The sequence below is a fragment of the Bradyrhizobium ontarionense genome (assembly GCF_021088345.1).
Lineage (GTDB): Bacteria > Pseudomonadota > Alphaproteobacteria > Rhizobiales > Xanthobacteraceae > Bradyrhizobium > Bradyrhizobium ontarionense.
On the sequence record NZ_CP088156.1, the window covers coordinates 441,035 to 464,885 of the forward strand.

Genomic DNA, 23,851 nt, shown 5'->3' on the forward strand with positions numbered 1-23,851 from the left:
GGCCCACGCGCAGTCCAGTGCGAGCCGATCGGTGTGGTGTCAGGGTTTCACGAACCGATAGGCGAAGCGATCGGTCTTGCCCTTGATCGAGGGATCGAACGCCTTGATCCCGTGCGGATCGTCCTTGTTCGCGAGCAGGGTGCTTTCCGCGTCCAGGACGAAGCCGGCCGCCTCCACCTCCGTGCGAACGGATGCGGGCTCGATCCGATGCAGCGACTGGGCGTCGCTCGTGCCCGCCCCGACGGCGGCGGCGTGGTCGACGATGACGTAGGACCCACCGGGCTTCAGCCGCTCGTAGACAGCTCGATTGAAGAGGGCCGCGGTCGCGCCCTTGGCCTGGATCAGCGCGGTGTGGAGGTCGTGGTAGAACAGGTGCAGCCACAGGATATCCGCTGCTTGCGTGGCCTCCGGCATCGCCACGAGGTCCGCCGAGACGGCTTCGACATTCTCTCGGCCCGGCTCCTTCGCAAGCGTCCGCATGCGGCCGACCGGATCGTTCTTGAAGTGGGCGACTTCGGCCGGCACGAAGCTGTAAACGCATCCGTCGGGTCCCACGATGCTGGAGAAGAGACGGGTCCAGTCGCCATCGCCTGGGTAAACGTCGATGACGGTGGAGCCCGCATCTATGCGTGCGAAACGGATCAACTCGGATAGCTTGGATTGGTCGTACATCGGGATCTCCTTTACGGTTGGGCATTCGACGAGCGCGCGGCGGGCGAGGGGGCGATCCACGGCTCATTCACCGCCGACCCCGAACCTGATGGCCGCAGATGGGCGGGCCTAGGCCCAGCGACCGGCCTCCTCAAAACTAAGGCGGGGATTGCGCGGAAACACGGAAGCTGGATCGCCGTACCCAATGCTGCAGATGAAGTTCGACCGAACCCGCATGCCTGAGAAGAACGCCTTATCCACGCCAGCGTTGTCGAAGCCGGACATGGGCCCGCAGTCCAGTCCCAACGCCCGCGCAGCGACGATGAGGTAAGCGCCCTGCAGCGTTCCGTTTCGCATTGCCGTCACCTCGGCCACGTCTGGTGCCGCAAAGTATTTCTGCATGACCTCGGCAGCGTGAGGCAAAAGCTTGGGCAACTCGCCGGCGAAATCCAAATCGTGGCCGATAATGACCGTGACAGGAGCCTTCAGAATCTTCGGCTTATTCGGTTCCGCAGCAAGCCCGGCGAGCGTTGCCTTTCCATCAGGGCTACGCACCCAGACAAACCGCGCGGGGCTGCTGTTCGCAGATGTCGGGCCCCATTTCAGGAGGTCATAGATCTCTCGTACCAGATTGTCCCCTATAGGACGATCTGCCCATCCGTTGGGGGTGCGAGCGGAGCGAAAGATCTGATCAAGCGACTGATCGTTTGAAGCGGAAGTCATAGGTGGGAGCGCTTTCAGGAAATGGATGTTGGTCGGCACAACATCGTGTCATGCGATCACGATTCACACGTCGAACTTGACTAGGTCCTTGCGTCGATCTGCGAGGCCCGCGCCAGCGCTTGCGTGTCGATGTACTCCTGGATGTGGGCGACTTTGCCGTCTCGAACGGTAATGTCGAAGACCCACTCGTCCTTGAACGGCCTATTCGTGGCTTTGATTTTTCCCGTAGCGACGCCGACGACCATAACCCGGTCTCCCTGCGCCATGAATTCGGGGGGCTTCGGGTATTGCGTTTCCACCTCTTCGGACGCCTTCTTGAGCACAGCCGCCAACTCCGCGTGCCCGCGGTGCGTGCCTGCCAGCGGCCAGCCTTCGCCCGGAATGATCCACTCGATATCTTCGGCAGCCAACGCCAGCAGATCGCGCGCGTTGCTGCTGCCCATGGCTGCAAAGAAATTCTTCACAAGCTGGACATTCTCTTCGGTGCTCATCGTATCTCTCCTTTTTCGTTCGGCGCGAATTCAGATCGCCGAGAAGCCGCCGTCGACAGACAGCTCCACTCCATTCACGAAGCTCGAATCGTCTGAAGCAAGAAACAGCGCGGCCGCCGCAATTTCCTCAGGACGACCCATCTTTCCCCGCGGGATCAGGGATTCGAACATCTGCTTCGCCTCCTCGGTGAGAACCTGGTCCTGCATCGGTGTGGCGATCGGCCCCGGGTGCAGCACGTTCACCCGGATATTCCTGCCCTTCAGTTCGTTGAGCCAACCGCGTGCGAATGCGTGCAGCGTAGCCTTGCTCGCCGCATACACGCTGTAACCAGGAAAACCTTTGATCGAAGCAACCGACCCGGTCATGAAGATCGATCCGCCATCGTTGAACAGCGGCAACGCCTTCTGCACCGTAAACAGCGTGCCCCGCGCATTCAGGCTGAAGGTCGCATCGAAATGCTGCTCGGTAATTTCGCCCAGTGGGACGGCTTCGCCGGTGCCGGCGCTCGCGTACAGGATGTCGATCTTGCCCTTGACCCGCTTGACCGTATCGAACAGGCGGTCGAGGTCGTCGAGATTGGCCGCGTCGCCGCGCACGGCGGTCACGTTCCGGCCAATCAGCTTGACGGCCTTATCGAGCGCCTCCTGCCTCCGGCCCGTTATGAAAACGTAGGCGCCTTCTTCGACGAACCGCTTGGCGCTCGCCAGCGCCATGCCGCTCGATCCACCCGTGATGACTGCAACCTTACCCTCAAGCTTTCCCATGACTTCCTTTCAGACACCGTCTTTGGTCGTTCGGGGAGGTCCCCCGAGACCCTCGAGATGGGTCCGCCGGCGTCAGGCGTTGAGTGCGGAAGCGCGCACATCGGTGGTGCAAAATCGATCCGGCCGGACGACTGACGCCAGCCGTGACGATCGGTGTCCGCCGTTCGGAATTGGGCCGCGCTCGTTGAAATAAGCTATGATGACCGCCGTACTGCCGTACGATGCGGGAGATACGGGTTCCGGAAGGAGCACTGCGCGGCGCGGGAATGCACCATGATCGACTGGGATGACGTTCGCTATTTTCTCGCCGTCGCGCGCGGAGGCTCGGTGCGGGCCGCCGCCGGGCGCCTCGGGGTGAATCACGCGACCGTACTGCGACGTATTGCTCAGCTCGAGGAGCGCCTGGGGGCGCAGATGTTCGAGAAGCTGCCTTCGGGCTACCGCCTGACGGCTGCAGGCGAGGAGGTTCTCGAGCTCGCGGACCAGATGGAAGCGTCGTCGCACCAGCTGGAGACGCGGGTCTTCGGCCGCGACCAGAGTGTGCGCGGGCTTCTGCGGGTGACACTGGCACCGACCGTCGCGACACACCTGCTGATGCCGGACTTCGCCGATTTCGCGCGTCTGCATCCGGACATCGAGATGGAAATCCTGTCGTCCGGCGAGCTGGCAAATCTGACCAACCGAGACGCTGATGTGGCTATCCGCGTCGTCTACGACCGCAAAACCCTGCCGCTCAATCTTCACGGCCTGAAGGGACCGGAGGTGTTCGGCGGCGTCTACATGTCCCGCGATCGACTGGCAGCGTCGCGTGCGGGCGCGCCTGATCCCACCCGGTGGATCGTCATCAGCAGTCATGGAATCCCGGACTGGGTCCGCGAGGTCAGCGCCACGGGGGTTCCGTTCAGGACCACGGACGGCGAGGCGCAGATCGTTGCAGCAAGGCGAGGGATCGGGATGACGACGCTGCCGTGCTTCGTCGGAGACGCCGACCCCCTGCTGGTGAGGGTGCCGGGCACCGACCTGCACATGTACGGAACGCTCTGGCTTCTCACGCAGGGGGAGACACGCAAGACCAAGCGCGTGCGGCTCTTCACGGAGTTCGTATCCCGCAGGCTCGCCGCGTACGCGCCGCTTCTCGCGGGGCTGTCCGTATCGCACGACTGACGCGCGGCAGGTCGCCGGCGGTCGTGGTCAATCGCTTGTACAGGGCGGTCAGGCTAGCGTAGGCGTCATCGGCATTGTCGCCGAGCAGAACGAGCTTCGTGACGCTTCGAACTCTTAATCTGAGAGTCGTGGTCCTTATCGTCGAAGTACGACAGCCCAAGCTCAGGCCCGCTTCCTACCCTGCTGCGTTCCAGAAAGGGCGGCCTGCGCGACGAGGTGTGCGATGCGTTCGGACAGCGTTGCGTCGGAAACGGCGCGGGATAGCGTGACGCCGCCACTGAGCATGGCGAGAAGCAGGATCGCTTGGTCCTCTCGTGAGCTGTCGGCTCGGCCCGGCGCTTCATTCTCCGGCAGGCCGGCGGCGACTTCCGCGATGAGGCGCTTCAATTCCACGGTATAGGCGGCTCGCGTTTCGTTGTCCGCGCGCATCACGTCGGGGGACAGGCTCGGCAAGGTACAGCTCTCACCAAGTTCGCAGGTTCGCTTGTAGCCGAGGTAATAGCCGACGAAAGCCTTCAGCCAGTCTCCTGGCCGATCCGCCTTGAGTGCCGCGATCCCCTGACGCAGTTCTTCCAGCCCCGACAGGACGGCGGTGCGGAAGGCTTCGCTCTTGGATTTGAAGTGTCCGTAGAATGCGCCGTTGGTAACCCCAGCCGCCTTCGTCAGCGCATCGATGCTGGCGCCCCCATAGCCTTCCTCGCGAAACACCTGTCCGGCGGCTGCGACGACGCGCGCACGGGTTTCCTGTTTGTGTTCAGTGCTGTAGCGCATGGTCACTTCCATAGAGAGGAATCGCTCTTTATCTCTTGCTAAGAGAGCGATCGGCGTGTATCGATAAAGAGTGATCAACGTATATGAATCACCGTCGCGATTCAAACAAGGAGAGACCCATGCCCATCACGCTCACACTGCCCGAGGGCCTGCTCTCATCCGAAGAGCAGGTACGCGCCTTTGACGAACTGACGGACGCCCTTCTGGAGGTCTCCGGCCTGACCGGCAATGCCTTCATGACCCCGAACGTCATCGGCTCGATCAACGTCCTCCCGAAGGACCACGTGCGTGCCGCCGGAAAGCCGATCGCTGCGGCGTTTGTCGAACTCAAGCTGCCAGAGATCGCGCTGGCAACGCCCGAGGCGAAGAAGGCCTTCATCGAAAAGGCGACAGATATCGTCGAAAAGGCTGCCGGAGGACGGCTCACACGCGAGCGCATCTGGTCAAACATCGTCTATGCCCCGGACGGGGCGTGGGGGATCGCCGGGCGAAGCTACAGCAACGCCGATCTCATTGGCGCCATCACAGGCACGTCAGCGCAACGGAGTTGAACATGCGGCTTGCCAATTATCTGTTCTTCACCACGCAGTGCGAAGAAGCGCTTGCCTTTTATACGAAATGTGGGCTCGGCCGGGTCACCGAACTCGTGCGCCACGGCGCCCATGGCATACCCGTCGTCACCGAAGTCATGCAGGGCAAGGTGATGCACGCGCGCTTCGAAGGGCCGGGTATCCTGTTCTTCGCTTCGGACAATCACGATGCCGAGCCGATGCGAGGTTCTGCCCATATGCTGATCATGGATGATCGCGACAGCACCGATAGGCTGTTTGTCCGTTTGGCTGATGGCGGCCGGATAACCACGCCGCTCGCAGATCAACCTTGGGGGAGCTACTTCGGCAAGCTCACCGACCGGTTCGGCGTGCAATGGATGCTGGATTGCGTTGCGTGACGCTTTCGACATCGGTGAATGAGGGTGACGCTGCATTAATTGACAGCACGAGGTGCGTCGAAGCCGCGTCCGGCCGTTCGGACGGCCTCGATCTCTGCGTGGGCCGTGGCGTCATGCTTGTCGGCGACGTGATTTCGATCGGCTGCGATGATGTCGGAGCCCAATACGATCACGCAGCCGATCGGCGACAGCGCCGGATCTGCGCCATCTTGCGTTGCGACCTTGATCGCCTTCTGCATGAAATGTTCGTCGGTTTTCAGGTCCGGCACGATGAAATCCGGATTGTGGCGTATGAGGCTGACGACGATGGCGGTGCCTGGCAGGCTGCGCCGCGCAAGCGGTGGCGGCGAGGGGCGATGAGTCATCCTCGCCTGGATAGGGATGAGACGCTCAGAGACCGGTCCCGCATGTCGCTGCGCTCATGGCGGGCTACGGGATCCATCGCGAGGGCAGAGAGGGGGTCGCTGCGCCGGGCGAGCGCCGCGAGAACTTGCCCGGTGCCGCGCCGAGGTTTCAATCAGAAGCGGCCCCTCAGCGGCAATTCCAGGTAGTTCCTTGCGCGCAAACCGCGTTCGGGCTTTCGCCGCCATAGACCTGATAGGGGTATTCGCCTTTGCGATAATAGCCATAGGCATAGGGGTTCGCTCCGTAATAGGACGGAGCTTCGTAATAGGCCGGACCGCCATAGACCGGACCATCATAATAATCATAGGCGTTACGGCTTGCGGCGATCGCAAGACCGGTGCCGATGGCACCCGCCGCAAGCGCCGCGCCGACCGCCGCGCTGCCGCCGCCGTGCCAGCGCCCATTCCGAGCGTCGGCACTGGTCGGGGTCAAGGCGCCGATCGCGAGTGCGGTCAATGAAGCGATGACGGCCGTGCGGCCGAGCAGAGCTTTTTGGGTCGACATGTCAGGCCTCCAGTGAAGTGCGCCGTGATCGGCGGATGTCTTCGGTGTCCGGCTCTGCCGAGAACTGTTGACGAACGTCAGAGCCGAAGAATTCCGGCAAACGGATGATCAATTGCGGTTCTGGATCTGACCTCGCTTGAGGAGCCAGCAGGGGTCCCAAAGCGAATGTCAGGTCCACCGCAATAGAACCGCTGCTCCCCTTTGGAGTTCCGGCCCCGCCCGAACTTCAATGCGATCGGAACAGTGCCGCTGGGCCTGCGGAGGAGGGGAGCGGCTCCTCCTTTGCCGACCAGCAGCCCCACGCCGGAGCCAACTCATAACGGTGAAGGTGCATTCCAATAACTGAAGACGTTTGAAGGACGTCGATGATACTGGCCGCTGTGACCCGATGAGCTCGCGTCATCCCGAGCTGCCCGACGGGCAATCCTTGCATGGCGCGCATGTGCCAACTGCCCGTCGTGCCAGTTTGTCGCGGACTTATCGCTTGCGGCGTGCTGTGGCTGATCTTGGAGTCATTCCCGTTCGCGCTTCAGCCGCATCGACATCATGAAGCGGCCGGCGGGATGGATGCTGACGGACGTCTCGAAGCAGGCGCCGGCGCTGTCGAGATAATGCCTGATGATCCGCAGCCCTGCCGTTCCTCGGTCGACCCGAAGCGGTTGCGCGAGATCGTCGGGGATCAGCACGGGTTCGATGTCCTGGCGGATTTCGGCGGCGCGGCGGCCGAAGCGCGCCTCGATGAGGTCGCTGATCAGCACGTCCGGCGTCGTGCGCACGCTATCGCGCAGACTCGCATAGGCGGCATCGACATACACATCCGTCCAGCCGATCGGCGCCGACCCTTCGTCCCCGTCGAGGCGGAGGCTGGAGATGCGCAGCCAGCGCCGGCCCACCGCGCAACCGAGCATCTTCGCCAGGGGGCGGTCGGCGACGAGGTCGGCCATGTCCTGCACCACGCGGGTGTGCGCGGCGCCGAACTGGACGAGATCCGCGACCGAGGTCAGTGACGGCCGATAGCCGCCTTGCGCCGGCGTCGAGGCTTCGACGCGAGTCCCGAGCTTCTTCTTGCGGGAGACCAGACCAAGGTCCTGCAACTCCTTGATGGCGGCGCGCACCGTGTGGCGGCTGGCGCCATAATGGTCGCACAGCTCGAATTCCGTCGGCAGCACCGAGCCAACGGGAAAGCGCCCGTTGGCAATTCCCTCCGCCAAGTCGCGCGCGACCTGGGCATAGCGCGTTTCGCTCATGAATCGTCCGCCCAAACAAATCCGGCCATGACGTTACCAGCCCCTTGACTTCATGTCCGGACATAATTTACGAGGGATTATGTCCGGACATGAGATCCGGCACGAGGAACACGCCATGGACCGATCGGCTCCTCTCGCAGCCACCACCGTCTTCGATTCTTTCCTGTTTCGCGACGCCTTCGGCACGCCGCGCATGCGCGCGGTGTTCTCCGATCATGCGCTGATCTCCTGCTACGTCGAGGTCGAGATCGCGCTCGCCAAAGCCGAGGCGCGCTGCGGCGTCATCCCGCAACAGGCCGCGGAGGACATCGCGCGGCTGACGGACGTCGCCGCGTTCGATCTCGACCTGCTGCGCCAGGAGACCGATATCGTCGGCTACCCGATCCTGCCGCTGGTCCACCAGATGGTGAAGCAGTGCGGCGACGCCGGCCGCTACGTGCATTGGGGCGCGACCACGCAGGACATCATGGACACCGCGGTGATCCTGCAGGTCCGCGCCGGACTGGAGATCATCGAAGCCGATATCGCCGAGCTCAGGCGCATCCTGGCCGACCTGTCGCGGAGATATCGCGACACCCCGATGGCCGGCCGCACCCATCTGCAGCAGGCGCTACCCGTGACCTTCGGCTACAAGACCGCGATCTGGCTCGCGATGTTCGATCGCCACGCCGAGCGCCTGGCGCAGCTCAAGCCGCGCGTTCTCGTCGGCGAATTCGCCGGCGCCGCCGGCACGCTCGCATCGCTCGGCGACAAGGGTTTCGAGGTGCAGGCCGCGCTCTGCGAGGAGCTCGGGCTCGGCGTTCCCGTCTCGACCTGGCACGTCGCGCGCGACGGCCTTGCGGAAGTCGTGAATTTCTTCGGCCTGGTCACCGGCTCGCTCGGCAAGATCGCGCTGGATATCATGATCATGGCCTCGACCGAGTTCGCCGAGGTCTATGAGCCCTTCGTCAAAGGCCGCGGCGCCTCCTCGACCATGCCGCAGAAGCGCAATCCGATCTCCTCCGAGCTGATGCTCGCAGCCTGCAAGGGCGTGCGTCAGCATGCCGGCCTGATGCTCGACGCGATGGTTCAGGATTTCGAGCGCGCCACGGGCCCGTGGCACGCCGAATGGATGGCGATCCCCGAGAGCTTCGTGCTCACCGCCGGCGCGCTGCACCAGGCGAAGTTCGCCCTTGGCGGCCTGATCGTCGACGAGAAGCGGATGGCCGACAATCTCGACATCAGCCGCGGCCTGATCGTGGCCGAGGCGGTCATGATGGGCCTGGCCCCGCAGATCGGACGGCAGCAGGCGCATGACGTCGTCTATGACGCCTGCCGCGTCGTCAACGAAAAGGGCGGCACGCTCGCTGACGCGCTTGCCGCAAATCCGGAGGTGGCCGGCCGCATCGATCGCGCCACGATCGATCGCCTGACGTCACCCCGCAACTATCTCGGCCTCGCGCCGGCGATGGTCGACCGCGTGCTCGACGCGGACAAGCGCCGAGGCTGACAATCAAGAACGAGCGCGATCAAGCGCTCGCGTCTGCCGCATCGAAGCTGTCTGGCCCGGCCCAAAACCGGGAACGGCAGAGTCATGGCCAAATTCGAAAAGGGAGGTTGGAATGTCTGTTGCTGTCGCGTCGGCTTCGGCGCCGGCGAGAAAGGCGCTGTGGAAGAATCTCGGCGTCCAGGTCGTCATCGCCATGATCCTCGGCACGCTGGTCGGATTGCTGTTTCCATCCTTTGCCGCCCAGCTCAAGATCCTCGGCGACATCTTCCTGCGGCTGATCAAGACCGCGGTGGCGCCCTTGGTGTTTCTCTGCGTCGTCGTCGGCGTCGTGTCGGCCGGCGACTTCAAGCGGATCGGCAAGGTCGGCCTGGTCGCGATGCTCTATTTCGAGATCGTGTCGTCGATCGCGCTCGGCTTCGGCCTCGTTGCCGGCAACCTGCTCGGCATCGGCCAGGGCATGTCGGCGACCACAGCGGCATCCGGCGTCAAGCCGCCTTCGGCCGCAGGCGCGCCGCATTCGACGCTGGAGTTCATCCTCAACATCTTTCCCGACAACTTCATCGGCGCCTTCGCAAGGGGCGAGCTGCTGCAGGTTCTCGTGATCGCCCTGATCTTCGGCGCGGCGCTGCTGCATCTGAAGGAGAGCAAGCGGCTTCCGATCGAGCGCGGGCTCAACGCCATCTCGGACGCCTTCTTCGAGTTCATCCACCTGATCATGTGGGTTGCGCCGATCGGCACCTTCGGTGCGGTCGCCTTTGCGGTCGGCTCGAGCGGGACCGCGGTGCTGCTGTCGCTGATCTATCTCGTGCTCAGCTTCTACGCGGTCGTCATCGCCTTCATCGTCGTGGTGCTCGGCGGCATCTGCGCGATGTTCCGCATCAACCTCTTTAGCTTCCTCGCCTTCATCAAGGACGAGATCTTCATCGTGCTCGGCACCGCGTCGTCCGAGAGCGTGCTGCCGCGGTTGCTGGAGAAGCTGCCGACCTATGGCTGCTCGAAGCAGAGCGTCGGGCTGGTGCTGCCGACCGGCTATGCCTTCAATCTCGACGGCACGTCGATCTACATGTCGATGGGCATTCTGTTCCTGGCCCATGCCTACAACGTGCCGCTCGACTTCAGCCAGCAGCTCGGCATTCTCGCCATCATGCTGCTCACCTCGAAGGGCGCTGCAACCGTCTCCGGCGGCAGCTTCGTGGTGTTCGCGGCGACCGTGGCTGCCACCGGCGTCCTGCCGCTCGAAGGTCTGGCCGTGCTGTTCGGTGTCTACCGTTTCATGTCGATCGCGATCGCGACCACCAACGTGATCGGCAACAGCATCGCCACGATCGTGACTGCGAAGATCTGCGGCGAGTTCGATGAGTCCGTGCTGGCGCGGACCGTACGCGAGGAGATGGCCTGACGCGGTTCTATGCGCTTGCTAACTCCAGCGGCTGGCGTGAGCCGCGTCAGTCCGGCACGTCACCACCGTGTCGAAACGATCCGGTTGCAAGGGTAGCAGCGGAAGACGCATGTCGCCGCTGAGCCCCTCAGGTAGGGAAGGTCGCCGAGGTGGGTCATGTCCGTGCCGCATTGGTCGCAGCAGAGATGCGGAACGGGATCGGCGAGGGGCGGCACGATGCGCTTGGTCCAACGCACGGCGCGCGCGTTCATCAGACCTTGGACGCAGGCCGCCGCGACACGATCTGGCGCGAGGCGCCCAGGCCGAAATCGAAGGCATCTGGACGCTCATGCAGAGCCCGGAGACCAGGATGCGCGTTCGCGGGTTTCTTCGGGATTGACGTCGAACGGGGGAATCAAGGCCTTATTCGTCCGCGAGATGATCGCGTGTGAGTAGGCGAGGTTGCGTGGCGTTTTGTCGCGTTTGCGGGGTCTTGGATCTGAGCGCGACCTGCCGAAGGGGCAGGGCGCGGCGAACGTCATGCGGCGGCTTTGGCAGGCTGCGCGTTTGGGATCATCGGGACCGGCCGCGCAAGAAAGCTGGCGCAATTGGCGGACCTGCGACATGCTGGGGCGCGATCATTGCGGCGCCGAGCTCGTCGAATCGTGCCCGACGCCATGACCATCCAGGTTGCGCGGACGCCGGCCACATGCGATGGCGCGAAACGTCATGGAGAACAGTTGGTCTGATGGATGAGGACGACTGGAGCGAACAAATATCCCGGATCGAGGCGCGGCTCGAGGAGCTTGCCGGAATGGCCGAGCGGTGTCGGAAGATCATCCTGGTCTCGAAGGTCGTGATCTATGTCGGCGCCGGATTGCTGCTCGGCGCGGTGCTGGGCCTGCTCGGGTCTAATGCTGTCGTCGCCCTCGGTGCGATTGCTGCGGTGCTCGGCGGCACCGTTTCACTCGGATCGAACGTCAGCACATTGCGACAGACAATGGCGGCAATGGCCACCGCTGAGACGGTTCGCTCGGACCTGATCGGCAGGATGGATCTTCGCCTGGTTGGTGACGCGCAATGAAGCGGATTGTCGCTCCGGTCGCTCGAGCCGCTGGGTGTTGCCGTGCGCGATCCGTTTGCGGCGCCGCCGTAAACGTGACCGCACAGGTGCAAATGTCTGGATCGGCAGCAGAGACTATCGCACCATCAAATTGAATGCCCACGCCGACCCGGCCGAAAGAGCAGGGCAGGCAGACCAATCATGCAAACGATGCTTCAGGGAGAGACCATGCTCAAGAACCTCGATCCGTTGCTCAATGCCGACGTGCTCTATGCGCTCAGTGCGATGGGGCATGGCGACCGGCTGGTGATCTGCGACACCAATTTTCCGGCGGACGCGATCGCGCGGCAGACCGTGTTCGGCGAGCTCTTGCGCATCGACAATGTGAGCGCGGCGCGCGCCGTCCAGGCGGTGCTGTCGGTGCTGCCGCTCGACAGCTTCATCGACGATGCCGCTGTCAGGATGGAGGTCGTCGGGAAGCCGGAGGAGGTGACGCCGGTGCAGCAGGAGGTCCAGGCGGTGATCGACCGCGCCGAAGGCAAGTCGTGGCCGCTGGTCGGCGTCGAGCGCTACGCGTTCTATGAGATGGCGAGGAGCGCCTATTGCGTGATCGCGACCGGCGAGCGCCGCTTCTACGGCTGTTTTATCTTCAGCAAGGGCGTCATCGCGCCGGATGACGCGCAGTAATCATGGATGTCGGCCGTGGCTGCAGATCCTGACGACATGCGCCGACTGGTCACGGTCCATGTTCGTAGCTTTGCGCGGGCCTTGGCCGAGCAGCTTCCTAGAGGGGAGGCGCCACCAGTGCCGCAACGCGTCGCGTGGAGCGAGCGCCCGCCGAGGCCCAACGGGCGTCGCGAAGAGCAGATTGATCTGCCCATGCGGCGCTCGGCTCAACGCTCGTCCCGCATGATCTTCTCGAACCGGAAGAAATCGCCGTCGTCGGGCATGCCCTCCGGCGCAGGCCGGTGCGGAAGCGGGTTGTGGGCGTTGTAGTATTCGACGATCTTGAAGCCGCATTTGTTGACGTAGAAGTGAATGTTGCGCTTCTCGAAATACGGCGTGAAGGTTTGCCAGACCTTCGTTTCGGGATATCGCGCTTCGATCGCCTGCCAGGCCCGTTGCCCGACGCCGCGGCCATGCTGCCTGATCGAGATGTAGAACAGATCGAGCGAGTTGCGATGCGAGACCGGATCAATGGTCAGGACGGCTCCGCCGACGCGTATCCCGTCCAGGAGGACATGATAGGTCGCGGCGCCCGGCGCGCTGAATGACTCCTCGACATCGTCGCCGGAGGGGATCGATTGGTCCGGGACCGAGCCGACCGCGTCGATCACGGCGGCCGAAAATGCCTCCTGCAATTCCCTCTTGAAGCCCGGCAGATCCCGCTTGTCCGCGACCTGGAGGGTCACGCAATTGTCTCCGATGTCGTGCGCCAAGGACTCTCCTTGCTTCAAGGCCATGCATCCGTCCGGCGATATGAACGTGGCCAAGCTTACCGACGTCTGACATGCGCGATTGATGAGGGGGCGGCGGGGGCCGCAACCTTCACCTCATGCTCTGAGCCTCAGGCGCCGCGGTCCTCACCTGACCGATCCATCGCACCGGCCGCCTGACTCTTTTGCCCCGGCTCGATCGTCTTCACCTCATCTGGAGAGTGGAGCATCATCATGAGCCTGCAAGACAAGAGTGTCGTCGTCACCGGCGGAAGCCGCGGTCTCGGCCTGGGACTGGTGGAGGCCCTGGTCCATCACGGCGCGAGGGTGACCGTGGTCGCGCGCGGAACCGAGGCGCTGAACGCCGTCGCCGCCCGTCTGGGCGTGGCCACGGTTGCGGCCGATGTCACCGACGAGGCCGCCGCGCAGCGCATCGTCGGGGACATCCGCCCGGACATCCTTGTGCTGAATGCCGGCACGACGCCGCGGATGGGCCGGCTGGATCAGCTGAGCTGGACGGACTTTTCCGCGGCCTGGGAGACGGACGTCAAGGCCGGCTTGTATTGGATCCAGGCGGCGCTCAAGCTCCCGCTCAAGCCGGGAAGCCGCGTCCTGGTCGGATCGAGCGGCGCGGCGGTGACGGGCTCACAGATGTCTGGCGGCTACGGGGGCGCCAAACGCATGCTCTGGTTCATGGCGAAATACGCCAATGGCGTGTCGCAGGAGACCAGGCTCGGCATCCGCTTCCAGGCGATCGTGCCGCGCATGATGATCCTCGGCACGGGAGTGGGGGATACGGCCGCGGGCGCTTATGCCGGGTCCATAGGCATCACGCCGGAAGCGTTCGTCGCCCGCTTCGGCGCGCCGATGCCGCCACGGGCGTTCGGCGATCGCGTGGTCGCGGTGCTGGAGGACCCGCGTTTCGCCGACGGCGTCGTGTTCGGTCTCAACGGCGACGATGGCGTGACGGTGATGGAAGGAGCGGCGGCTTGAGTGACGGCGGACATGCTTCGCACGGCGCGCGCAGGGCCGAGCTCATGGCTCTCGCAGAGCAGCTACGGCCCGAGCTTCATCGCTATTGCGCGCGCCTGATGGGCTCGGTGATCGACGGCGAGGACGTCGTGCAGGACACCCTGACGAAGGCGCTCGTCGCCGTGGACGAGATGCGGGACCTCGCGATGCTGCGCGCCTGGCTGTTCCGGGTCGCGCATAACCGGGCGCTGGACCTGCTGCGCGGCCGTGCGATCCGTGCGGCCGAACCGATCGAGGCGGCTGACGACGTCGCCGACGCCGCCGCACCGGATGCCGTGGAGGTGATGATGCGCGACGAGGCGATCAGGACGGCGGTGTCGCGCTTCACGGAGCTTCCGATCCCTCAGCGCAGCGTTCTCATCCTGAAGGACGTGCTCGATGAGCCGCTCGCCGACATCGCGGCTCTGCTCGGCCTGACGGTGGACTCGGTGAAGGCACATCTCGCCCGCGCTCGGGCGCGGCTCTCCGAGATCAACGCCGTTGCCGATGCGCAGCCGGCGGCGAGACCCGTGTCCGATGCGGTGGCGCGCTATGTGAGCCTGTTCAACCAGCGTGATTGGGACGGGCTGCGCGCGCTGCTGGCGCATGACGTCAAACTGCACCAGTCCGCCCATCCCGTCCGCGTCGGCTCGGCCGATGTCGGGATGTTCTTCAGCATCTACGCCGGCATTGACGGCCTCTGGCTGGCGCCTGCCTGGCTCGAGGGCCGGGAAGTCATCGCCGTGTTTGAACGCCAGGGCGATCCGAAGCCCAGCTACATCATGTGGCTCAGCTGGCGCGACGGCAAGATCAGCTTCATCCGCGACTACCGCTACGTCCGCTATGTCATCGCCGACGCAGAGCTGGCGCTCGTCCCGCCGGTCTGAGCACTGCGCGAGGGCCGGGCCGCGCCGCGCGTCTTGCCTCCGCGCGCAGCCAGCGTGGTCGGCGTCGCGCGCGACCACCGCGTGGGACGATGGGGGGCTACACCGTCGCACAATGCGAAGGGGCGCAGGCCGACAAGGGCTTGATTCATATCAACGGGGGAGGGGCGCGTCAGGACCATATTCTAGCGAGAGGGATTCGAGATGCAGCTCTTCAACTCGACGAGGAACTACGGCGCGATCCCGCAGGCGCTGCATTGGCTGACGGTCGTTCTCGTGGCCGCCGCCTGGGCGCTTGGTGTGTTCGGCGACGCGCTGCCCAAGGGCGCACCGCGTGAGTCCGGCCTGTTCATCCACGTGACGGCTGGGATCGCGATCCTCGCGCTTCTGGTGGTGCGCCTGGCATGGCGGCTGGCCGATCCATCTCCGCCGCCCGAGGCGACCGAATTCGCCACATGGATGGGAAAGTGGCAGGATCCGGCCGCGCGTTTCGCGCACTACGCCCTCTATGCGCTGCTCTTTGCCGTGCCCGTCGTGGGAATCGTGCTGCAGTTTGCGCGCGGTGATGCCTTGCCGCTGTTTGGCATCGCCGAGATCGCGTCGCCTTGGCCCAAGGACCGCGCGTTTGCTCACAACGTCAAGGAAGTGCATGAAATTCTCGCCCACGCCCTCGTCATCGTAGCCGCAATGCATGCGGCTGCCGCGCTGATTCATCACTGGATCTTCCGGGACCGGACGCTGCTTCGCATGTTGCCTCACTCGGACAATTAGAGGAAGCGGCACGCCTGCAGGGATGACGCATCGCACCGCTCGTGGTTCGGATTGCCAATCCCCAGGGAAACACGGCCGGGAGACTCACCAATGTTGGAATATCGCGTCAGCGCCCGACGGATCGACGCGCATGAAAGCGTCGCAGACTGCAAGGATGCGACCGTGGTGCTCGATACCGATATCAAGGGACGGCGGGATGCGTTCAATCCGGCCGAGCTTCTTCTCGCGGCGGTTGCCGCCTGCATGATCAAGGGAATCGAGCGCGTGACGCCGATGCTCAAGTTCGATCTTCGCGGTGTCGACGTGCGGTTGATCGGCGTCCGTCAGGACAGCCCGCCGATGATGGCGTCGATCGACTACGAGCTGATCGTCGACACCGATGAAGATGACCGCCGGCTGGAGCTGCTTCATCAGAATGTCAGGAAGTATGGGACGATCTCCAACACCGTGGCGGCCGCGACGAAGCTCCAGGGCGTGATCAGGAGAAGGACATGAGCCGCCTTCGCGCCCATCCCGAAAACCATCTGGTGGCGAGAATCGGATGGCTAAGGGCGGCCGTTCTCGGCGCCAATGACGGAATCATTTCGACTGCGAGCCTGATCGTCGGTGTTGCTGCGGCCGCCGCGACACGAAACGACGTCCTGATCGCGGGCGTCGCGGGATTGGTCGCCGGAGCGATGTCGATGGCCGCCGGTGAATATGTCTCGGTCAGCTCTCAGTCGGATACCGAGCAGGCCGACCTTGCACGCGAACGCAAGGAGCTGAGCGACAACCCCGCATTTGAGCGCGACGAGCTTGCCGATATCTACGTCAAGCGAGGTGTCGATCAATCCCTTGCGCGACAGGTGGCCGAGCAGTTGATGGCGAAAGACGCGTTGACGGCTCATGCGCGCGACGAATTGGGAATCTCGGAGATCACGGCAGCGCGGCCGATCCAGGCTGCCCTGACCTCGGCCGTGATGTTTTCAGTGGGGGCCGCCATGCCCTTGCTGATGGTCGTCGTGTCACCTGCCAACGCGCTGGTCCCGATCGTTTCCGCGGCTTCGCTCGCCTTTCTTGCGGTGCTGGGGGCGATCGGCGCAAAGGCAGGCGGGGCGAACATTCCGCGCGCCACCGTTCGCGTCACATTTTGGGGAGCCTTCGCCCTCGGCCTCACCGCGGGCATCGGAAAGTTGTTTGGGGCGGTCGTTTGAAGCGTGGCAACGCTGGCGTGACGGTGCCAGTACGTGAAAGTCCTGACCGCGGACAGTCCGCCTCCACCGCGGCTGACACTCGTGAGCTGCGACGTAGTTACGGTGACAGTGCACAAAATGCCCGGACCGGCGAAGGCGCGCCGCCCGCCTGTATCGCGGCGGACGCGCCTGCGTCGAGACGGCTTACCAGGGTGCGGAGGCGACCCGGTTGCAGCGATAGCAGCGAAAGACGCGCTTTGCCGTTGCCCCCATCAGGGAGGGCAGGTCGCCGAGATGGGTCATGTCTGAGCCGCATTGGTCGCAGCGGAGATGCGGAGCGTCGTCGGCGACGGGCGGTGTTTTGCTAAGTTGAAGCTGGTCAGTTGACCCCATCGACATTGCCAAAATCCGATCTCTCAGACGTCCGAAGCGTGCCGAGCAGAGCACCGTCAATGCTCGTGACCGGAGGTGCCGTCTATCGGTAAGAGGGGGTGCCGATAATCCGCACGATGCGCCGGCGTGACGGACGACGTCTGGTCCAAACAGCTCAGACCAGTAGTTCTACGGTGCGTGCGCCGGGTGAAACGGTGGCCGCTGGACCGAGGGAGGGCGACCACCGCCGGTCGCCGGCTCGGACACGCGTCTTGATCTGGATTGCCGCTCACCGCATCGTCGCGAGCCGCAGCGCCAGCGCGCAGGCGCGCTCGTACTCGTCGCGATTGATCCATTCGTCGATCGTGTGGGGCTCGTTCTGACCCGTTCCGAAGGTCACGGTCGGTACACCGTGGCGGACCATCCAGTTCGCATCCAGCCCGCCATTGCTGGCGCGGATGGTCGGGGCTCCGCCGACATCGGACACCGCCGCGACCGCGCGCTTGACCACGGGCAGGCTCTCCTTCATGCGGAACGGATGGTAGTCGGTCTCGGCCTTGAACTTGATGCGGCCCGCCTTGCCGTCGCTGTTGGTGACCTGCTTGGCGGCCTTCTCGAACGCCGCCTTGTATGCCTTCGTGATCTCCCTGACGAATTTTGCATCGTGGCTACGGCTCTCGCCGCGCACGTGGATGTAGTCGGTGACGACATTGGTGGCGTCGCCTGCGGGGCGGCCCTCGCCGCCGGTGACGGGGCCGACATTGCTGGTGCCGAGTTTGGCGTCCTTGCCCTTGCCCTTCACCACCTTGCCGAACCAGCCGCCGGCCTTCACGTCGGCGAGCGCGAGCGCCAGGATCATGGTCGCGCTGATGCCGCGCTCCGGCGCGACGCCGGCATGCGAGGCGCGGCCGAGGATCTCGACCTGCCAGCGATCGGCGCCGACCGCGCCGATGGTGACGCCGGAGGCGGAGCTGCCGTCGAAGTTGAAGGCCATGACTGGTGCGCCGAGGTCGTCGGTCTTGACGTGCCGCGCGCCCCACAGCCCGGTCTCCTCGCGCACGCAGAACAAGAGCGTGATCGGCGGATGATCGAGCTTCTCGCGGATCAGCTCGGCCGCGAGTGTCACGAGAATGCCGCAGCCGCAGCGGTTATCGCCGCCGAGCGCGGTCTTCGCGGCGTTGACGATCTTGCGGCCCGAGATCTTCGGCTGCGCGCCGGCGCACAGCGGCACCGTGTCCATGTGGGTCATGAACATGATCCGCGGCTGGTTGTGCATCGTGCCGCGGCCGGGCAGGTCGACGATGAGGTTGCCGGTTTCGGTCGGCAGCGGGATGCGGCTGTTGGCGTCGTCGAGGCGGATCGCCTTGGCCGGCACGCCGCCGTCCCTCAGCGCCGCCGCGATCTCGCGCCCGATCGCTTTCTCCTGTCCGCTGACGCCCTCGACCGCGAGGAAACGCATGAGGCGGTCGGTGGCGGCATCAGCGTCGACAGTCATGAACGAATCCCTTCGATGAGCGAGGCGCAGAGCATCTTTCGCGGCGCCCCGTGGCGCAAGGGGGGCGGCCGGCGGATCTGCCATTCGCTGTGGGACGTCCTGATCTCTCCAGGCGATTGCCGGATCAGGCGATCCTCACGGTCCAATGCGGACATCGACACGTGCAGACGCCGCGCCCGCTCTCCCAACGTCGCTCGCGGCAGGTTCCGCACGTCGACGCGGGGCATTGTTTCGGAAACTTGAAGACCCAATTCGGTCCAGCCGCCATTATCAATCGGCCTGCGAGCAGCCACATCCGCACCACGAGCATCCGACGGGCGCGACCCTCATGACACGAGGACGCTGTCGGGGCGGCAGCGCGGCCTGATGCCGGTGGTGGTGAGGAGCGAGCGGTGGACGGACAGCAAGCGCCGGGCGGATCCGGGCCGGTCATTGTGCAGGAGGAGTCTCACCCGGCGGGCCGGCGCGCCACGCCCAGGGCGTGCGCGGGACGTGCGCTATGGCCGCTCGTCGGGCTCAGCCTGATGATCGGAACGGCCATCGTGCTGTCGTGGACGTTCGAATATGTGACCGTCGGCCAATATCTCGTTTACACCGATGACGCCTATGTCAGGATGAACGAAGTCCCGATCACGTCTGCGGTGTCCGGCCTCGTCAGGGATCTGCTCGTGATCGACAATCAGGAGATCGTTGCGGGGCAGGTTCTCGCGCGGATCGAGCACCGGGACGAGAGCGCCGCGACGGCCGTGCTGAACGACATCATCGCTCCCGTCACCGGCGTCGTTGCCGCAAGCGGTCTTCATGTCGGGGAATCGGTGACGGCGGATCGGCCGTTGATGGCGGTGGTCACGCCGGGCGAGGCCCAGGTCATCGCCGGTCTCGCGGTGTCCGAGATCACCTATGTCGCCATCGGACAGGCGGTCACGATCGACGTGCCGGGCCTGCCCTCCGTCCGACTCTATGGACACGTCGCGGATGCCGAGCTGATCGGTGCGGCATCCGGCTCGCGATACGGCGAAGACCGGATCGCGCTGAAGATCAGCCTGCTGAAGGCTGCCATGCCTCCCGAATTGCGATCGGGCATGGCCGTCGGTGCGACGATTCTGACCGGCCTGACCGGGACGGAGCGAATGGTCTCACAGGTGCTGCAGGAGAGGGCGCAGAGAACCTGCAGCTGCGAGCCGGATCTCCGACCCACGACGGTGCAGCGGCGCATCTGACCATGGCGGTCCTGCTCGGCGCCTTCGATCAGCCGCGGTTGAGTTCCTGCACGCCGTCGTGAACCTGGTAGACGACCTTGCCCTCGCGCCAGGCGAACGGGCCGTTTGGGTCGCGGCAGGCGATGCCGGCTTCCGGAATCAGCTTGTCGCACAGCATGACGATGATGGCTTCGAGCGGTGCGCTGGTGTCGTTCTCCTCGGTCATCCGGTCGATCGAGATCTCGCCGCCTTCGACGCCGTCATCGATGTGGACGATGAAGATCTCCTCATGGCCCGGGATGCCATGCGCCGTCACCCGAAACACTTCCCCCTTGTACTCGAATTCTCGAACCATCGTTTCCGCCCGTGATGAGTTTGTTGATTGTCGCTTCAAACGGAGACGGAAACTAGGAGCGCGCGGCGTGACGGTCAAGAAAAGTTGGTGTCGGGAATCCGACAAAATACAAGACGATACGAAGTCTTCGGATGCGGGTGTCGTGTCGGTGGCGTCGATTTGTGGACCGCGTATCTCGTCGGCGCCGGCCGGCCGCTGTCGCAGCGTGAGTTGATTTGGCCATGCGGTCATCACCCGCGGGCGATGACCGTTGCAGCTGTGACTCTCGTGGCCCGAGCCGCGCCGAGTCAGTCTTGCCCGACGGGCCATCCGTGCATGCCGCGCATGCGCAAACTGCCCGTCGTGCCGGTTTGTCGCGAACTTAGCGCTTGCACCGTCGGGCAAATCACCGGCACTTTCTCGCGCGTCCCGGCTCGAGAAGAGGGGCGTTTCGCGATCGTCACGAACGTCGAGCCGGAGATGCGATGGGCGCGTTGTTTCGTAGCTTGGTCTCACCGATCAGGCGGACGAGCGGAGCGATGCGACGGCGAAATCGTGTGGTCCTGGCGCCCCGATGCTGGCGCCAAGTCAGCGGTGATGATGAACCGCTGACGACGGGGGCAATCAAGCCGGTCCCCGGGGAGAGCACGTATAAGCTGGCAAACCATCGCGCAGGGAAGGCCGGGATGTCCCAGCCGAACCTGTGGTTCCTACCCCGTGCTTTTTCACTGCACGGGGGCCATGGGGGCGGCAGGCTCCCGGCCTTCCCTGCGCCTCTTCTTCATCAGAAGAGGATCAACTGATGCAAAGCTCGGGCGCAACGTGCCGCGAGATCGCGAAGCCATTTGGTCGCTGTGCCTGTCGTCACTCATCACTGTTGTTGCTTGCTGCTTGACTCCTTGGGAGGTCGCAGGCGCGCGCCGCGCGAGAAGCGGTCTCGAGAACGACCCTTCCTGTTGCGTGCCGTTCAGGTCGGACCATGCCTGCAAATCGGTCGCAATCCCCGGTGCGAGGCGAGCGAAACGACTTATTTGTCGGCGTCGTCGCCGCATGGAACAAAAGGCGCGCGACGCGCCGATCTTTGAACGGCGATTTCATTGACCGGAGCGGGCCGTGCGCGGATATTGCCGAGCGTCATCGCTCAATCACGGGTCGCCAGATGAGAACGAAAGCTGCAGCATGCCGCCTGGTGCGCAAGCGCCGCGCAGGACGCTGCTTCTCGGCGGCGACCGGGGCCTGTTGCTGACCGCCGTCCGCGAAGTCGATCGTCCCCCACCATCAGCAGATCAGGCAGGAGCGCCGCGACGCCAGCGGCGAATGAGCATCCATGTCCACCGCCTACGTCATCGAAGTCTACAATCGCACCGCCGGCATCGTCACGGGCGATGAGCACGGCTTCAGCTTCTTTTCATCCGAGCGCGCCTTCGACAGCCTCGAAGGGCGCTTCTTCGCATCCGCGCGCGAGGCCGAACGCGCCGCCCGCGCGCTGTTGAACTCCCGCGGAATGCCGCGGCGCCGGTCGCTCTGAATTCAATAACAGCCAGACGAGGACGTCTCACCATGAGCTTCTACAAAGACTTCAACGACAAGCTCGCCATCGAGGCCTGGAACAGCGGCAGGCGTGAGCCTTACGCAACGATCGAGGTGCGGCAGCTCAGCCCGACGGTGGGCGCGGAGGTCGGGGGTGTCGATCTGACCAAGGAGGTCTCGGACGCGCAGTTCGTAGAGATCCGTCGCGCGCTCGACGAGAATCTCGCGATCGTGTTTCGTGATCAGGACATCTCCAAGGACGACCACAAGCGCTTCGCGCGCCGTTTCGGCAAGTCGCTGCACCGGCACGAGCTGGCGGCGACCCGCTTCCGCCACGAGGGATCGTTCGATCCGGAGTTCCTGTCCTGGAAGACCGACAAGACGTCGCGCTTCACCGCGGGTGATGGCTGGCATCCGGATGTCTCGTGCGATCCGAGCCCGATCGCGGTTTCGCTGCTGCGCGTGACCAGGACGCCGCCGCTCGGCGGCGACACGGCCTTCGCCAACATGTACCTCGCCTATGAATTCCTGTCGGACCCGATCAAGCAACTGCTCGATGGCCTGACGGCGATCCATGACGGATCACTGGCGTGGACCGCCGGCTACGGCGCCAAGCCCGATCCGGGCAAGACCTATCCGCAGTCGGAGCATCCGGTGGTCGTCACCCATCCGCGCACCGGTCGCAAGTTCCTCTACGTCAATGCGTCCTTCACCTCGCACATCGTGCAGCTGACGCGGCGGGAAAGCGACGCGCTGCTGCAGCTCCTGTTTCGTCATGTCGAGGGGCAGCTCGCACTGCAGGCGCGCGTGCACTGGCAGCCGAATTCGCTGCTGGTGTGGGACAATTGGGCGAGCCAGCACCATGCGGTCTGGGACTACTATCCCGAAGAGCGTTGGGGCGAGCGCGTGTCGGTCGTGACCGGCGAGGTCCCGCGGGCGCGCCTCGCGCTCAGCGAGGCCGCGGAGTAGGGCGAATCGGCAGGAAGGACAAATCGGTCGGCGGCGCGGTCCTGCACGGCAAGCAATGCTATCTGCAGGACCGCCGGGAGCAGGAACATTGCTATTTTCGCGGTCAGCTTGCCGCTGCCGACCGCGCGCGCCAACATGCATGCAATCGCATGAAATCGTCCCGGAGAGATCCATGAGCCTGGTCGAGAGAAAGATCGAGTCGCTGCCGTTCGTGCTGGCCGAGCTGAACTATCTGGCGCCGACACTAGCCAAGCCGCGCACCTACGCCTTCGATCCGCCACCGGGGGAGCCGAAGTCGACCGCGCTGCCGGAGCCGCGCCAGGTGCCGGTGTTCAGCGGCCGTCCGATCGCGGAGTCGTTTGCTCTGGATCGCGAGGGCTTTGCGCTGGTGCGCCATCCGACATTCGTGCGCGACTTCACCAACGAGAAGGAGATCCGCGGCGTCTACTATCCGGCGGCCGAGGCGTTCATTCGTGCCACCTTGCGCGCGGACCGCGTCGTGATCTTCGATCACACCGTCCGCAAGCGCGTGGCCGGCGCCGCCGACATCCGCGACGGCGGGCCACGGCAGCCGGCGACGCGCGTGCATGTGGACCAGACGGCGACATCGGGCGCCAACCGTGTCCGCGAGCACCTCGGCGCCGAGGCGGACGACCTGCTGCGCGGGCGGGTGCAGGTGATCAATCTGTGGCGGCCGATCATCGGCCCGTTGCGCGACACGCCGCTCGCGATGTGCGATGCCACCACCGTGGCGCCCGGCGATCTGGTCGCGTCCGACCTGATCTATCCCAATCGCAACGGCGAGACCTATTCGGTGACGTACAATCCGCGTCATCGCTGGTTCTATTTTCCAGAGATGACGGTCGATGAGGCGCTGCTGCTGAAGTGCTACGATTCGGCGACCGACGGCCGCACGCGGTTCGCGCCGCACACCGCGTTCGTCGATCCGACGACGCCACCCGATGCGCCGCCGCGCGAGAGCATCGAATTGCGGGCGCTGGTGTTTCACCGGGCATGAATCAATGAGGAGGAGGAAGACGTTTTCCGGATGATGGTCGTTCGAGAAGCATCGTCCAAC

At 64.5% G+C, this 23,851-nt stretch carries 27 protein-coding genes; 16 read left to right on the plus strand and 11 right to left on the minus strand.

Annotated elements, in window-relative coordinates:
- Nucleotides 1-39 precede the first annotated feature (39 nt).
- The 4 genes from LQG66_RS01745 to LQG66_RS01760 form a co-directional block, all read right to left on the minus strand.
- Nucleotides 40-672: a class I SAM-dependent methyltransferase gene (locus tag LQG66_RS01745; RefSeq protein WP_231322750.1), complete on the minus strand. Its 633-nt coding sequence runs from the start codon at nt 670-672 to the stop codon at nt 40-42.
- A gap of 108 nt (nt 673-780) precedes the next feature.
- Nucleotides 781-1,374, minus strand: a complete 594-nt coding sequence (locus LQG66_RS01750) for a malonic semialdehyde reductase (protein ID WP_231327663.1) — start codon at nt 1,372-1,374, stop codon at nt 781-783.
- A gap of 80 nt (nt 1,375-1,454) precedes the next feature.
- Nucleotides 1,455-1,865, minus strand: a complete 411-nt coding sequence (locus LQG66_RS01755; protein ID WP_231322752.1) for a nuclear transport factor 2 family protein — start codon at nt 1,863-1,865, stop codon at nt 1,455-1,457.
- A gap of 30 nt (nt 1,866-1,895) precedes the next feature.
- Nucleotides 1,896-2,630 (minus strand): SDR family NAD(P)-dependent oxidoreductase, encoded by a 735-nt coding sequence (locus LQG66_RS01760; RefSeq protein WP_231322754.1) that lies wholly within the window; start codon nt 2,628-2,630, stop codon nt 1,896-1,898.
- Nucleotides 2,631-2,903: 273 nt separating this feature from the next.
- On the opposite strand from LQG66_RS01760, the gene LQG66_RS01765 reads away from it, so the two are divergent.
- The gene (locus LQG66_RS01765; protein ID WP_231322756.1) at nt 2,904-3,794 is read left to right on the plus strand and encodes a LysR family transcriptional regulator; all 891 of its coding nucleotides are present in this window, start codon (nt 2,904-2,906) and stop codon (nt 3,792-3,794) included.
- A 162-nt stretch (nt 3,795-3,956) separates the two neighbouring features.
- Here the strand turns inward: LQG66_RS01765 and LQG66_RS01770 are convergent, their stop codons facing one another.
- Nucleotides 3,957-4,565: a TetR/AcrR family transcriptional regulator gene (locus tag LQG66_RS01770; protein ID WP_231322758.1), complete on the minus strand. Its 609-nt coding sequence runs from the start codon at nt 4,563-4,565 to the stop codon at nt 3,957-3,959.
- 119 nt (nt 4,566-4,684) lie between these two features.
- Between LQG66_RS01770 and LQG66_RS01775 the strand changes: the two genes are divergently transcribed.
- The gene (locus LQG66_RS01775; RefSeq protein ID WP_231322760.1) at nt 4,685-5,116 is read left to right on the plus strand and encodes a tautomerase family protein; all 432 of its coding nucleotides are present in this window, start codon (nt 4,685-4,687) and stop codon (nt 5,114-5,116) included.
- A 2-nt stretch (nt 5,117-5,118) separates the two neighbouring features.
- Nucleotides 5,119-5,514 carry a VOC family protein gene (locus LQG66_RS01780; RefSeq protein ID WP_231322763.1) on the plus strand — a complete coding sequence of 132 codons (396 nt, stop codon included), beginning with the start codon at nt 5,119-5,121 and terminating at the stop codon, nt 5,512-5,514.
- A gap of 35 nt (nt 5,515-5,549) precedes the next feature.
- Here the strand turns inward: LQG66_RS01780 and LQG66_RS01785 are convergent, their stop codons facing one another.
- The 3 genes from LQG66_RS01785 to LQG66_RS01795 all read right to left on the minus strand — a co-directional run bounded on the left by LQG66_RS01785 (nt 5,550) and on the right by LQG66_RS01795 (nt 7,670).
- Nucleotides 5,550-5,879 carry a tRNA-specific adenosine deaminase gene (locus LQG66_RS01785; RefSeq protein ID WP_231322765.1) on the minus strand — a complete coding sequence of 110 codons (330 nt, stop codon included), beginning with the start codon at nt 5,877-5,879 and terminating at the stop codon, nt 5,550-5,552.
- A 166-nt stretch (nt 5,880-6,045) separates the two neighbouring features.
- Nucleotides 6,046-6,423 (minus strand): hypothetical protein, encoded by a 378-nt coding sequence (locus tag LQG66_RS01790; protein WP_231322767.1) that lies wholly within the window; start codon nt 6,421-6,423, stop codon nt 6,046-6,048.
- Between the two features lie 512 nt (nt 6,424-6,935).
- Nucleotides 6,936-7,670 (minus strand): GntR family transcriptional regulator, encoded by a 735-nt coding sequence (locus LQG66_RS01795; RefSeq protein WP_231322769.1) that lies wholly within the window; start codon nt 7,668-7,670, stop codon nt 6,936-6,938.
- Between the two features lie 115 nt (nt 7,671-7,785).
- On the opposite strand from LQG66_RS01795, the gene pcaB reads away from it, so the two are divergent.
- From pcaB to LQG66_RS01815, 4 genes are all read left to right on the plus strand, one after another.
- Entirely contained in the window at nt 7,786-9,159 is a 1,374-nt protein-coding gene (pcaB, locus tag LQG66_RS01800; RefSeq protein WP_231322771.1) for a 3-carboxy-cis,cis-muconate cycloisomerase, read from the plus strand.
- A 112-nt stretch (nt 9,160-9,271) separates the two neighbouring features.
- Nucleotides 9,272-10,558: a cation:dicarboxylate symporter family transporter gene (locus tag LQG66_RS01805; RefSeq protein WP_231322774.1), complete on the plus strand. Its 1,287-nt coding sequence runs from the start codon at nt 9,272-9,274 to the stop codon at nt 10,556-10,558.
- Nucleotides 10,559-11,285: 727 nt separating this feature from the next.
- Nucleotides 11,286-11,621 (plus strand): hypothetical protein, encoded by a 336-nt coding sequence (locus tag LQG66_RS01810; RefSeq protein WP_231322776.1) that lies wholly within the window; start codon nt 11,286-11,288, stop codon nt 11,619-11,621.
- 207 nt (nt 11,622-11,828) lie between these two features.
- On the plus strand, nt 11,829-12,287 hold the full coding sequence (locus LQG66_RS01815) for an RbsD/FucU family protein (protein ID WP_231322778.1): 459 nt from the start codon (nt 11,829-11,831) through the stop codon (nt 12,285-12,287).
- 206 nt (nt 12,288-12,493) lie between these two features.
- Here the strand turns inward: LQG66_RS01815 and LQG66_RS01820 are convergent, their stop codons facing one another.
- Nucleotides 12,494-13,063, minus strand: a complete 570-nt coding sequence (locus LQG66_RS01820; protein WP_425601281.1) for a GNAT family N-acetyltransferase — start codon at nt 13,061-13,063, stop codon at nt 12,494-12,496.
- 207 nt (nt 13,064-13,270) lie between these two features.
- Here LQG66_RS01820 and LQG66_RS01825 point away from each other — a divergent pair, with 207 nt between their 5' ends.
- The 5 genes from LQG66_RS01825 to LQG66_RS01845 all read left to right on the plus strand — a co-directional run bounded on the left by LQG66_RS01825 (nt 13,271) and on the right by LQG66_RS01845 (nt 16,895).
- A complete protein-coding gene (locus tag LQG66_RS01825; RefSeq protein ID WP_231322784.1) occupies nt 13,271-14,029 on the plus strand; it encodes an SDR family oxidoreductase in 759 nt (252 codons plus the stop codon).
- A 44-nt stretch (nt 14,030-14,073) separates the two neighbouring features.
- Nucleotides 14,074-14,934 (plus strand): sigma-70 family RNA polymerase sigma factor, encoded by an 861-nt coding sequence (locus LQG66_RS01830; RefSeq protein ID WP_231322787.1) that lies wholly within the window; start codon nt 14,074-14,076, stop codon nt 14,932-14,934.
- Nucleotides 14,935-15,135: 201 nt separating this feature from the next.
- The gene (locus LQG66_RS01835; protein ID WP_231322789.1) at nt 15,136-15,702 is read left to right on the plus strand and encodes a cytochrome b; all 567 of its coding nucleotides are present in this window, start codon (nt 15,136-15,138) and stop codon (nt 15,700-15,702) included.
- Nucleotides 15,703-15,792: 90 nt separating this feature from the next.
- Nucleotides 15,793-16,197, plus strand: a complete 405-nt coding sequence (locus tag LQG66_RS01840) for an OsmC family protein (protein WP_231322791.1) — start codon at nt 15,793-15,795, stop codon at nt 16,195-16,197.
- Nucleotides 16,194-16,895, plus strand: coding sequence for a VIT1/CCC1 transporter family protein (locus LQG66_RS01845; protein WP_231322793.1), 702 nt, complete (start codon nt 16,194-16,196; stop codon nt 16,893-16,895). The genes LQG66_RS01840 and LQG66_RS01845 overlap by 4 nt, the downstream gene beginning before the upstream one ends.
- A gap of 640 nt (nt 16,896-17,535) precedes the next feature.
- On the opposite strand, the gene LQG66_RS01850 is transcribed toward LQG66_RS01845, so the two are convergent.
- Nucleotides 17,536-18,741 (minus strand): M20/M25/M40 family metallo-hydrolase, encoded by a 1,206-nt coding sequence (locus LQG66_RS01850; RefSeq protein ID WP_231322795.1) that lies wholly within the window; start codon nt 18,739-18,741, stop codon nt 17,536-17,538.
- 392 nt (nt 18,742-19,133) lie between these two features.
- On the opposite strand from LQG66_RS01850, the gene LQG66_RS01855 reads away from it, so the two are divergent.
- Nucleotides 19,134-19,961: an HlyD family secretion protein gene (locus LQG66_RS01855; RefSeq protein ID WP_231322797.1), complete on the plus strand. Its 828-nt coding sequence runs from the start codon at nt 19,134-19,136 to the stop codon at nt 19,959-19,961.
- A 28-nt stretch (nt 19,962-19,989) separates the two neighbouring features.
- On the opposite strand, the gene LQG66_RS01860 is transcribed toward LQG66_RS01855, so the two are convergent.
- Nucleotides 19,990-20,295, minus strand: coding sequence for a hypothetical protein (locus tag LQG66_RS01860; protein WP_231322799.1), 306 nt, complete (start codon nt 20,293-20,295; stop codon nt 19,990-19,992).
- A 1,306-nt stretch (nt 20,296-21,601) separates the two neighbouring features.
- On the opposite strand from LQG66_RS01860, the gene LQG66_RS01865 reads away from it, so the two are divergent.
- The 3 genes from LQG66_RS01865 (at nt 21,602) to LQG66_RS01875 (ending at nt 23,791) form a co-directional block, all read left to right on the plus strand.
- Nucleotides 21,602-21,802 carry a hypothetical protein gene (locus LQG66_RS01865; protein WP_231322801.1) on the plus strand — a complete coding sequence of 67 codons (201 nt, stop codon included), beginning with the start codon at nt 21,602-21,604 and terminating at the stop codon, nt 21,800-21,802.
- Nucleotides 21,803-21,834: 32 nt separating this feature from the next.
- The gene (locus tag LQG66_RS01870) at nt 21,835-22,773 is read left to right on the plus strand and encodes a TauD/TfdA dioxygenase family protein (RefSeq protein WP_231322804.1); all 939 of its coding nucleotides are present in this window, start codon (nt 21,835-21,837) and stop codon (nt 22,771-22,773) included.
- Between the two features lie 172 nt (nt 22,774-22,945).
- Nucleotides 22,946-23,791: a CmcJ/NvfI family oxidoreductase gene (locus tag LQG66_RS01875; RefSeq protein ID WP_231322807.1), complete on the plus strand. Its 846-nt coding sequence runs from the start codon at nt 22,946-22,948 to the stop codon at nt 23,789-23,791.
- Nucleotides 23,792-23,851 lie beyond the last annotated feature (60 nt).